This window comes from Desulfobacter sp., from assembly GCF_050177295.1.
Genome location: NZ_JBFXHE010000114.1, coordinates 1 through 11,347 on the forward strand (window position 1 = coordinate 1; position 11,347 = coordinate 11,347).

An 11,347-nucleotide genomic window follows, 5' to 3' on the forward strand; every position below is an offset into this window, starting at 1 on the left:
AAAATTACAGGGTGATCAACAGGGAAAATCTTAGGTATTTATCCGGCCCAAAAAAACGGAGCGTGTTAGACGAATAGTCTCCCAGCCTCAGACACCTCTGTTTGATCTGCCAGATTTTACATGCCAGACACCCAATAATAAAAATAGTCAACACCCGCTCAAAAAATGCCTGGGAGTTCATAAATACCATATCTGTCGCTTTCTACCCAAAGCAAAAACCCGGAAAAACGAGTAATCTCAAAGTGTTGAATATTAATAATAGTCTGCTCCCTGAAATTCATTTTGAGAGAGGTGCGTTTCTGATATAGTCCTCGGTCAAAGATATTACGAAAAAAAAATGGATGACAGGTGGTTGTCTGTAGCAGACATAGCAGATTATTTGGGTGTTAAGAAGGACACGGTTTATAAGTGGCTTTCTAAAAAGATTATTCCTGCCCATAAAGTGGGACGTCTTTGGAAATTTAAAAAGGACGAGGTCGATGAATGGGTGCGCTCTGACGGAGCAGCAGATAAACAGGAAAAAGATGAGCGGTGATCCATGGGCCGACTGAATAGCACAACAGACCCTGATATTTATAATACTGCAATTAATGTGATTGGCGGGTTGAAGGATTGCAGTGTTATTTTTAAAGCCATAGATTCATATTTCAGTCAATCCGATTCCTTGAACGCGCTCGTCAATCAACGTAATGAATTTAATCTGCGTACAGAAAAAAGCCGCACGAGGATTGAGCGAGAGGTTCGGAAGGCTTTTTTACATTTCAGGAACGAAGAACATCAGGCTCTCATTCAGGGGATTTTTACCGAGCGGGTACCATTGCAGGACAAAGAACGGGTTCTTGTTTGGCAGTTCGCTCTGAATAACAGGCTGTTCAGAGAAATCTGCTCACGTGTTTTTGTAAAAATCTACTACTCAGGCCGCGCCGGCATATCCAAGGATGATATTACCGCTTATCTTAAAGAATTCCTGAGCCGGAACGATTCGCTGGAAATAACCTGGTCTGAGAATACGATCAATACGCTTTCGACAAAGTACCTGAACCTGATGAGCAAGCTTGGATTTCTGAGCCCCGGAAGAGTCAAATCATTCAAGCACATCAGGCCCTCTTCAGAAGCCCTGGTCCTCTTCCTTTACTTTGCAAAATTATTCTCTCCAGGCTCCAGTAATATCCTGACAAATGAATTGTTACCCATCAGCTTTATACCATCGGGAGATGTTCAAGACCGACTGAAAAAGCTTTCTCTTAAAGGCTATTTTAATATGAATTTTACCGGTGTCGCTTTGAACATTGAACTGACCCATAGTTATAAAGGAATTTGCGATGTCCTATATCACAGACCACCAGCAAAAATTTTCTGATCTCAAGTTTCACATAGAAAATCAGGACCAGTTGCGGCGACAGGCCAACGGCGGGAACAGCATCCTTTTTTCATACCCACCGAACCAAGAGCAGCAATATATAGACAAAGCAAAAGAGCTTTACCCTGACAGCGCATCCTTTATTGATGTCAGTAAATTGCTGGTTCAGTTCATAGACGAGGACGGCTGGGATGCCTTCAACGAGTATTACAACGATTTTAAAAATACGCCACACCTGATTTTCCGTTCGGATGATCCAACGCCGGACCTTTTTGACCTGATTATCACTGAAATTGAGAATGCCTGCCAAAACGATAAAATCCCATTTCTGATAAGAACCGGGTGCCTGTTTGGAACAGGGATTGAAAACGTCAACATCATGGGGCATAAGAGCGTCATGACTCTACCTCATCCTCTTGTGATTTTTTATCCTTCAAAGATTGAAGACGACAACATTTACTTTTTGAATTTCAAACCTGCATCAAAGTATCGCTGCACGTTGGTAAAATGAGGGGCTGGACATGACAAAAATAAACGAAATTCTAACTCTGGATCTTCAGGAAGATATTAAAAATGTAATTGACCTTGAGGATCGCTCTGAACTGGAAATCCAGCAGGAAATTGAATCATATATCGTGACTGAGGGCATTGGGCGACACCTGTACAATTTTACCAATCAGTTTACCTCTAATATAAAGGAAACCGGCGTCTGGCTGTCCGGCTTTTACGGCTCCGGTAAATCATATTTCGGCAAAATGCTGGGATATATCATTGATAATCCGGTCATCAACGGGACACCTGCCCGGGAGCGCTTTATCCCAAGACTTAAAGGGGTTTCAGACGAGAGTCTCATTGAGAACGCTATCCGCAACCTGGAATCCATCAACAGCAGGGTTGTATTTCTTGACATAGCCAAGCAGAACACAGACAGAGGATTGGCGTTTACCCTTTTTGTCTGCCTTTTGAAAAACCTTGGCTTCCGGGATGATCTTTATGGCTATATGGAATTCGATCTCTTCATTGATGGAAAACTGGAGGCGTTTAAAGACAAGGCCAGATCCCTCGAAGATCAGGAATGGGATGAGTTGAAGATCAATAACCGTAAAGTGGCAAGGATTATGCGAAAAGTATTTGCTGAGATGGGATACAGCGAAGCCGACTATACCGACACCCAAAAAGTGTACAGTGCCGCCATGGATAATTTTTCGGCAAGTAAGTTTAAAACAGAACTCGAAAAGTACCTGAAATCCCAACCCGATGAAACCCTTGTTTTTGTTTTTGATGAAGCCAGCGAGGCGATCAGCCAGAAAAAATTCACGCTGCTCGATCTGGAAGGCATGAGCGAAGCGCTTTCAAGCATCAGCAACAGAGTCTGGACCATTGCCATTGCCCAAGAAAAACTTGATGATGTCATCAATAATGCCAATGTCAGTCGAAGCCAGCTGACCAAGGTCACCGACCGTTTTAAGACCAAGGTGCATCTTGAGGCCACAGAGGTTAATGTTATCATCCGCTCCCGACTGCTTCATAAAACTGATGCCGGCCACAAGCAGCTTTTAGATTACCACAAAAAAAATGAAGGACTTGTATCGGATGCCACCAATTTAAAATCATCCTTTCCAACCAAAACCGCTGATGCAGATGAATTTGCGACCTACTATCCTTTCCATAAATACCAGTTCGACATTCTACAAAAATTTTTATTCAGCTCCAATGCCCTGGTGGCGACTCAGATTGCCGCTCGCGGAATGATTATCACCACGTTTGATGTGCTTCGCAAACAGATGCGGGATAATGAACTCTACAGCTTTACGCCGGGGTATGCCATCTGCACTGAGGCGCAGACGGCACCTTCCATCGGGCTTGTCAATAAATACGATACAGCCGGAAAAATTTTAAAAGAACGCAGCAGCACCATTGATGGTGAGAAACTGCTGAAAACAATCCATCTGCTTGCCGATTCGGAAGTCGTGTCACCAACCGTGGAAAACATCACCAAAAGCTATATCTCGGACATTACCACTTACTATGATGTCAAACCGGTTATTGAAGAGGCGCTCTCATTGCTGCTTGAAGCCAAAGTCCTGCTTCTTTCCAACAACAACTACAAAATTACATCCGATCTTGAGGGGAAACTTCTTGAGGAGATGAAAGATTTTGATGTCGAGCTTTTCAATAAAAAACGCTCGTTGATCAACTGCATCAGGGACTACAAACTGTTTAATCCGGTGGCGGCTTTTAACGATGGCACGGACAGCTTTAAATTCAGTGTCCTTTCCGATCAGGATGATGAACTGGCCGGTCCGGGTAACAAACAGCTGAAACTGACGGTTTACAGCCTCTTCAATATCAGCGAGAACAGACAGGATTTCATTGAAAACCTCAAACTGGAGACCCAATATCAAAAGGATCTTATTACGCTGGTGCCGGATAACAAAGAGTTCTCTCTTATCGATAAGCTGATTGGTGAAGTCAGCCGTTACGCATACATGGAAGAGAAATACGCCAATGAGTCAGATCCGGCCAAGCGGCAGATCATCCGGGACTTTTCCATCATCCGGGAAGAGAAGGGAAAAGACCTCCGGGTTAAAATTGAAAAGGCGTACCGCAACGCCTCTTTAATCTATATGTTTGATGAACATCTGCTTAATCCTGACAGCTTTAAGGGCACCATCAGCGAACTACAGCGTAAACTGATCAAAAACATTTATACCAAGCGTCTGGCCTCCGGTCTGTCCGAAAGTCTGGTATCCAAAATTTTCAGCAGCCGCAAGGAAGGCTTGAGCCGTCTCTTTTCCAGTGACGACTTTAAATTTTTCGACAGCCACGGCAACTTTACCGGCGATCACTTGAAAGTGGTTGAAGAGATCAATGCAAAAATCAAGAGCCGCTATGTAGATGGTCGCACGCTCGAGTCTGATCTTTCCGGCGCACCGTGGGGCTATTCTTTCGGAACTATCGTTTCTACCTTAGCTGCGCTCCTTCGGGCCGGTCGCCTGTCAGTCAAATACAACGGGGATACATGGTTCTCCCATGATCAGAGCTGCATTCAGGAAGCTTTTACCAATGCCACCAAGTTCAAGTCTGCATCGTTTAAATCCATCACGGCCACGTTGACTGCCGCCCAGAAAAATCAGGCTGTCCAGTTGCTGATGGATCTGGAAATTGAATCCCATGCCGGGCGCAAGGTGGACTGGAACACCAACGACTTTGATCTGGCCGACAGCATCAGACTCATGGCGGATCATTTCATCGGCGCACTGAAAACCCTGGGTGATACGGTTGAAGGATTTGAATCCCTTTTCCCGAAGGTTGCCGGCCAAAAGCAGACGTTGCTGAACTATACCGGGAAGGTCACGGAAAGCAACTACATTGAAAAGGTTGAATACCTGTTGACCAACAGTGATCAGTTCTCCGACGCAATCCAAACCATTCTAAAAGCACAAAAATTTGTTAAAAAGAACTTCTCCAAAGTCAAAGAGTTCAAACGATTCATTGAAGAGGTGGTGAGCGAACTCAAAAAAGCGGACCGGGCCGACAGCACCATTAAGGAAGCGCAAGAAGAATTTGGCCGCATCTACAAGCAGGACATGGTTAAAAATTTCGGCAATTTGCAACAGCAGGCGCAGATTGTTAAAGACAGCTATTATAAACTGATTAAGAACGCAGCTACCGGGATGAGCCATGAATACCAGCTGCTCAACGGTAAAGTAGATGCAGCCCTCAAAACGCTGAAGGGCTATCCAGCCGAGCTGAATGTCCAGAACCAAAAAAAACTGGACGAGCTTAAACGTTACTGCTCGGACCGGATTATTAAAGAACCGGTTCTGGAATATGCCATTACCTGTAAAAACTGTGGTTTCTCGTTGTCGGATATCTTGAATTATATTGACCTGATTCCGATCAAGGATAATGAGCTGCTGAAGATTCAGAATAATTTTATCCAAAAGGCTCCGGATACAAACAACAGCGGCACATCGAGCAGTGGACCGAAACCGCCCCGCAAGATCAGGTTGTCCATTAAACAAAAGATGACCGTCGGTGAATATAAAAAAATCCTTAATGAGCAGTTGCAGGAACTATCCGGTATGCGTGAGATGGATGGAATCGAACTGGAGATCGAATAGTGGAACCACAGAACACACGGAAAACACAGAAAAATTTTTTATTTAAGGAAGAAAGCTATGCCATTCGTGGTGCCGTGTTTGATGTATATCGTGAGATGGGATGTGGATTTTTGGAAGCAGTCTATCAGGAGTGTATGGAAAAAGAACTGCGTAAACAGAACATACCATTCAGATCACAACCCGAACTGGAACTTTTTTACAAAGGCGAAAAACTTCAACAAATATACAAACCGGATTTAATATGTTACGGACAAATCATCGTTGAGTTAAAAGCCGTGAAAGAGTTTTGTGATGAGCACCGTGCCCAATTACACAATTACCTGAAAGCTACAGGGCTGCAACTCGGATTCCTCGTAAACTTCGGACATTACCCAAAAGCCACAATAGAAAGGATTGTAAAATGAACAAATCCCTTTCTGTGTTTTCTGTGTGGTCTGTGGTTAAAATAAAAGGATTTAACGAATGAAACTGGCAGAACATGTCGATAAGCTCAGAAATCTCATTGAAGCGGCGTTTGATAAAAATTTCGCCCGGCTGGGGATCGGCAAAAACAAGCAGTTGGACATCGAAAAGCTTCCCGAAGACGTCAGACCCAAACGGCTGCGCTTTGAGGAGATGCTTGAAACCCATACCAGGGAAACCGGTGATTACGAACATGCACGCGTAAAGCTCATTGATGAGCTGACCTTCACCCTGTTCAACCGGCTGGCCGCCGTCAAAGTCATGGAAGCGGCTGCATTGTTCCCGCCGGTATTGACCAAGCTGCCTGAACACGGGGACCGCTCCTTTGGCCATAAAGCATGGTTGGAGATGAACCCGCACATGCGCAGTGAGGAGCTTGAAGGCATTCGTGAATATATCATCTATGAATTTGATAATCTTGGTGAAACGCTCCATTTATACAACAGAAATTACCCCTATGCCTTGCTGCCCGATGCCATCAGCCTCAACGAGATCATTGATGCCTTCAATGCCGTGGAAAAGGACAGCCAGGTGGGAAGCGACATCTGGCAAAGCGACGATGTACTCGGCTGGATGTATGAGAGCTACAACAACAAAAAGAAACAGGCCCACAAGAACAGTAAAGACAAAACCGAATACAACAAGGTTTCCCTGCAGTCACAAGTCTATACACCCCGCTGGGTGGTGCAGTTTCTGGTGGACAACTCCCTGGGCAAGCTTTATCTGGAAATGTATCCGGATTCCGAGATACGGAAAAGATATAAAATCGCAAATGTCGGAACCACAGAACACACGGAAAACACAGAAAAAGAAAATCAATATTCTGTGTCTTCTGTGTATTCCGTGGTTAAAAAAAATCTTCACGAGATTAAACTTATCGACCCGGCCTGCGGATCGGGCAACTTCCTGCTCTATGCCTTTGATCTTTTCTATGAACTCTATGTGGATCAGATCGATAATTACGGGGCCGATTATGATGAAAAGGATATCCCAAAGCTGATCATCGAAAACAACCTGCACGGCATTGATCTGGATGACCGGGCTGTTCAGCTGGCCCAGCTTGGTCTGTTCATCAAGGCCAGGAAGAAACGCCGCACCATTGGCGAGCTTGCCTTTAATGTGGTCTCCTCCGATTTTTACCTGCCGGAATACGAAACCGTTGCACACATCTTTACCGAAGGCTCCACGTTGGATAAAGGCCAGCAGGAGCTGATCGCCGAGATCTGGAACGATTTGCAGTACGCCTACAAATTCGGTTCTCTGATCCGTCTTGATGAAAAGGTGAACGCAAAACTAAACCAACTTGTAGAACAAAGAAATATCGAACAAGGGGTGCTTTTTAGTGGTGAAAAATGGGAAATTAAACCAAAGCCTGTACAAATGGATTTGTTCTCTGAACAAAACATTAATAAAGAAATAAAATTTGCGACCACCTTCTTTGCTAACTTAAAAATAGCTGTCGAACGATATGCAAGGGCTCAAGGCAATACCTTTCTGACCAGTAAGACCCGGGATGCCATCACCTTCCTTGAAATCCTCACTACCGAACATGATGTGGCGACGGCAAATCCGCCCTATACCGATAGCGCTGACTTTGGACCAGAGCTTAGGGAGTTTATTGGGGATAACTACAAGAAGCCGTATAAGTTCCACACCAACCTGTACGCCACCTTTATCAAGCGGTGTTTTGAGTTATCAGGGGAGCATGGCAAGGTTGCAATGATACATCCTCGAACATTCATGTTTATCAAAACTTTTGAGGATGTGCGGAAGTTCATGATCGATAAAGCACACATCAATGTCTTTGTCGATTATGGCTATTGTAACATGTTTGGCAGTATTATGGTCGATCCTGCCTTTTACGTCATAGAAAAAGGGACATTGAAAGATCGAGACTCTTGGTTCGTATCTCTGGATCAATACACCCGCACTCCAAATGAAAAATATAAAAAGGATTTCTGCTTACAATCTCTTGATGACTATATCAGTGACACTCAAAATGAACACAACTACACCATCCATCAATCCAAACTGAAGATCATCAAATCCTGGCCATTTATTTTTTGGATCTCTGATGATTTCCGAGGGAAATTTGGGGCAGATGCTTTAGAGAATAATGCAAAAATCGCTTATGGACTAAAAACTGGAAATAATCTTGGTGCGTTGCGTTTTTGGTGGGAGCTAAATGAATCTGAGATATATCCTAAAACACAGAAAAAGAATTGGATTAGATACATTAAGGGAGGACCTTTTAATAAATGGTATGGAAATATTTGGTTATGTGTTAATTGGAAAAATGATGGCAGATTTATAAGGAAGCAAAATAGTTTCAGTTTCCCACCAGCGGGCTTTTACTTTAAAAATGGGATTTCATGGCCAGATGCAGGAAACAAGGGTGTTTCTTTTAGGTTTATTGATGAATTCATGCTGTATGACAAAGGATCGTCGTGTATTTTTCCTAAAACAGACATTTTTTATGCTTTGGCCACACTTAACTCAAAGCTAATATCATACATTGCTGATTGCCTTAATCCAACAGTAAGCATGATGCCTAATGATGTAAAGAGATTCCCATTTCCAATTCCAGACAAAGAAGCCGAATTGTTTTTGAGCAGATATGCCTCCACAAACGTAGAAATTAAAAAGCATGTATGTAACTATTTCATAGTTGAAATGAGTTATAGCAATCCGCCATTGACTACATTTAAAGGCAGTTCTTTCAATTCCAGAGCAAAGGATTTCTTTAACTTTGAAAACTACCTCCTCACTCAAGTCTTCATCAACGAGGCCATCATTAATGAGAAGATATTCGAGGTATATGACCTAACTGAGCATGACAAGGCGATGGTGCTGGCCAAAGAAGGTGAAAGCATCGGCGGCCTTCCGGTGACCTCCCAAGCCCGGGATGCTTATCTGGCCGAAACAGAAGCCACCAAAAAATTTCCGCTGGATGCCATCCGTGAGTTTATCGATGCATTGCCGACCAAAGATTTCACCGCTGAAGAGCGTGAGGCCATTGAAGGCGGTTTTGGAAGCCTCTATCAGAGCAACAACGATCTGGAAGAGTTCTGCATCCGCCATCAGGTCAACCCGATCAACGTCTGGTACTGGTTCAAGCAGAGCAATGTGATTCCAAAACAGCGGATGCATACACTGGCCATGGAGTTTCTGGCCGATATGATTCGGGAGATCCTCATGGAGGATGAAGACGGTATGATTCCGCTGGTGCCCAATGCTGGCGAAAAGGTGCTGCTGGACCGTATTGAGGAAAAGTTTCGTGAAAAAGGCTTCAGCTCGGCACAGTACTCCAGCTTTGATTCGGTGCTTGGTCGTCCGATCCACGAGTACCTGAACAGATATTTCTTTGCTGAACTCTCCGACCATCTGAACTTGTTCATGTACCTGCCCAAGACGCCATTTATCTGGCATCTCTCCAGTGGGCCGGAACAGGGTTTCGACTGCTACATCATCATTTACAAATGGAGCCGCGACAAACTGATGCGCCTGCGCTCGGTCTACATTGAGCATCGGGAACGTTCACTGGTCAACCGCCAGAGCGACCTCTCCGGCAACGAGAGAGCCGATGCCCAGAACGAAAAAGACCGCATCTTCCGACAGCTCAAAGAGATCGAAGAGTTCAAAGCCAAGATCGATGAGTTGCTGGCCGAAGGCTACAACCCGATCCTCGACGACGGTGTCGGTAAAAATATCGCGCCCCTGCAGAAAAAGAAGATGATCCCTTATGAGGTACTCAATCCCGGACAGCTCAAAAAGTACCTTAACGCGGACTGGTAAGTTTCAATTGATATTGGAGAGTTGAGAATGAAGGGCGCATTAGATAAATTAACAGTAAAAGGCTTCAAATCCATTAAAGAACTCAACGAGTTCAAGCTGGGTGACCTGAATGTGATCATTGGTGCCAATGGGGCCGGAAAGAGTAATTTTGTCCAGATTTTCCGCATGTTGATGGCCATGACACAAAAAAATTTGAGCCGCTTTATTCTTGAACGCGGGGGGGCTGATAATTTCCTTTTTAATGGTCCTAAAATCACACAATCAATCAATATGGAGTTTGAGTTTGCCTCTCTCAGTGATTTTTCAAAGGGCTCTAATTCATATAAGTTTGAACTTACCCCAACGGCAGACGAGGCATTTTTGATCAGCGAAGAACGTAAATACGTCACTACAAGCTGGCGCTCTTATGGTGGCCCATCAAAGGAAAGCCGTTTGTATGATGAACGTGATGAAAAATCAACGAATGGTGAATGGAACGGCGTAGGGCATTTCGTTTATGAATCCATTTCCAATTGGATGGTTTATCATTTTCATGACACCGGAGAGCGCGCCCCCATGCGCCGTTCAGAGATCGTGGAAGATTACCATAAACTCAGGGGAGATGCGGCAAATATTGCACCGTTCCTGTTGCACCTTAAAAATGATGATTACTTTGCCGGCTATTATAAAAAAATTGTTGATGCGGTCCGTCTGGTCATCCCTTTTTTTGATGACTTCCGGCTGGATGTGCAAAAACTTGGTGAAGCGGAAAAGGTTCGCCTGAGCTGGTCCCAGAAAGGGTCGGACTTTCCCATGCAGCCCTATCATCTTTCGGACGGTTCTATCCGCTTTATCTGCCTTGCCACGGCATTGTTGCAGCCAAATCCGCCTTCAACCATTATCATTGATGAACCGGAACTGGGCCTGCATCCGGCCGCAATCGTGGTGCTTGCTGAACTGATCCAGGCGGCCTCGAAACAAACGCAAGTTATTGTGGCAACCCAGTCTCCTGCGCTCATCGATCAATTTGGCATTGAAGATATCATCGTGATGAACCGTCAGGATGGTGCCTCAACTTTTGAACGGCTTAAGGAAAAAGACTTTTCAGCATGGCTGGACGATTACTCCGTGGGCGAACTCTGGTCAAAGAACGTCATTGCCGGGGGGCCGGTGTATGAGTAATTACATAGAGGTGATTGCCATTGTAGAGGGCAAAACAGAGCAAATTTTCATTGAACGGATTTTAGCCCCCTATATCGGGCATAAGAATATAGGGATGCGTGCCACACAGATATCAAAACCCGGACAAAAAGGCGGAGATGTCCGTTTCTCCCGTGTCCGGCGGGATCTGGAAAACCATCTGAAGCAACGTGCTGACACCTATGTGACAACCTTTATTGATTACTATGGCACCAAAGAATGGCCTGGACTTGATCTGGTGCCGCCGAACGCGCTTCCTGCCCAAATTGCAGGGACGATCAATGAGGCGACCAGGGAACAGGTTGTCTCGCTTTTTCCCGGCCGGCAAGCAGAACGCAGATTTATACCTTTTGTCGCAGTGCATGAATTTGAGGCGCTGCTTTTCAGCGATGCCGGAATTCTTGCCGGACAACTGGGGATAGAT

The 11,347-nt window shown here is 44.7% G+C and carries 8 protein-coding genes; all 8 read left to right on the top strand.

Annotated features, from left to right (window positions below; genetic code table 11):
- Positions 1 to 337 precede the first annotated feature (337 nt).
- A complete protein-coding gene (mads1, locus tag AB7U36_RS10120) occupies positions 338 to 535 on the top strand; it encodes a methylation-associated defense system helix-turn-helix domain-containing protein MAD1 (RefSeq protein ID WP_428159659.1) in 198 nt (65 codons plus the stop codon).
- A gap of 57 nt (positions 536 to 592) precedes the next feature.
- A complete protein-coding gene (locus tag AB7U36_RS10125; protein ID WP_428159660.1) occupies positions 593 to 1,360 on the top strand; it encodes a BrxA family protein in 768 nt (255 codons plus the stop codon).
- On the top strand, positions 1,323 to 1,871 hold the full coding sequence (locus AB7U36_RS10130) for a hypothetical protein (protein ID WP_428159661.1): 549 nt from the start codon (positions 1,323 to 1,325) through the stop codon (positions 1,869 to 1,871). The genes AB7U36_RS10125 and AB7U36_RS10130 overlap by 38 nt, the downstream gene beginning before the upstream one ends.
- Positions 1,872 to 1,881: 10 nt before the next feature.
- Positions 1,882 to 5,487, top strand: coding sequence for a BREX system P-loop protein BrxC (gene brxC, locus AB7U36_RS10135; RefSeq protein ID WP_428159662.1), 3,606 nt, complete (start codon positions 1,882 to 1,884; stop codon positions 5,485 to 5,487).
- A complete protein-coding gene (locus AB7U36_RS10140) occupies positions 5,487 to 5,891 on the top strand; it encodes a GxxExxY protein (RefSeq protein WP_428159663.1) in 405 nt (134 codons plus the stop codon). The genes brxC and AB7U36_RS10140 overlap by 1 nt, the downstream gene beginning before the upstream one ends.
- A gap of 58 nt (positions 5,892 to 5,949) precedes the next feature.
- Entirely contained in the window at positions 5,950 to 9,744 is a 3,795-nt protein-coding gene (gene pglX, locus AB7U36_RS10145; RefSeq protein WP_428159664.1) for a BREX-1 system adenine-specific DNA-methyltransferase PglX, read from the top strand.
- Between the two features lie 27 nt (positions 9,745 to 9,771).
- Positions 9,772 to 10,905: an AAA family ATPase gene (locus tag AB7U36_RS10150; protein ID WP_428159665.1), complete on the top strand. Its 1,134-nt coding sequence runs from the start codon at positions 9,772 to 9,774 to the stop codon at positions 10,903 to 10,905.
- The coding region (locus AB7U36_RS10155) for a DUF4276 family protein (protein ID WP_428159666.1) at positions 10,898 to 11,347 on the top strand (450 nt) is incomplete at its 3' end. The genes AB7U36_RS10150 and AB7U36_RS10155, both read left to right, overlap by 8 nt.